Origin of the sequence: Serratia sp. CY55921, from assembly GCF_052167655.1 — a bacterium.
Lineage (GTDB): Bacteria > Pseudomonadota > Gammaproteobacteria > Enterobacterales > Enterobacteriaceae > Serratia > Serratia ureilytica.
This window is the reverse complement of sequence record NZ_JBJNMU010000026.1, coordinates 1-506: the sequence shown is the minus strand read 5'-3', so window position 1 is coordinate 506 and position 506 is coordinate 1. Positions and strand designations below refer to the sequence as shown.

At 56.1% G+C, this 506-nt stretch carries 1 protein-coding gene; it reads left to right on the top strand.

The annotated features are described in order from the left end of the window. Positions 1–506, top strand: a 506-nt coding sequence (locus ACJ8M3_RS24795) for a GTP-binding protein (protein ID WP_442514789.1), incomplete at both ends; no start/stop codon positions are given.

Sequence of the window (506 nt, the reverse complement as noted above, 5' to 3'; positions counted from 1 at the left end):
CCAGAAGAAAAAGCTCGTGGTATCACCATCAACACCTCTCACGTTGAGTATGACACCCCGACTCGCCACTACGCGCACGTTGACTGCCCAGGGCACGCCGACTACGTGAAAAACATGATCACCGGTGCTGCTCAGATGGACGGCGCGATCCTGGTAGTTGCTGCGACTGACGGCCCAATGCCTCAGACCCGTGAGCACATCCTGCTGGGTCGTCAGGTTGGCGTTCCTTTCATCATCGTATTCATGAACAAATGCGACATGGTTGATGATGAAGAGCTGCTGGAACTGGTAGAAATGGAAGTTCGCGAACTGCTGTCCGCGTACGACTTCCCAGGCGACGACCTGCCAGTGATCCGCGGTTCCGCGCTGAAAGCGCTGGAAGGCGAAGCTGAGTGGGAAGCGAAAATCATCGAACTGGCCGAAGCCCTGGACAGCTACATCCCAGAGCCAGAGCGTGCTATCGACAAGCCGTTCCTGCTGCCAATCGAAGACGTATTCTCCATCTC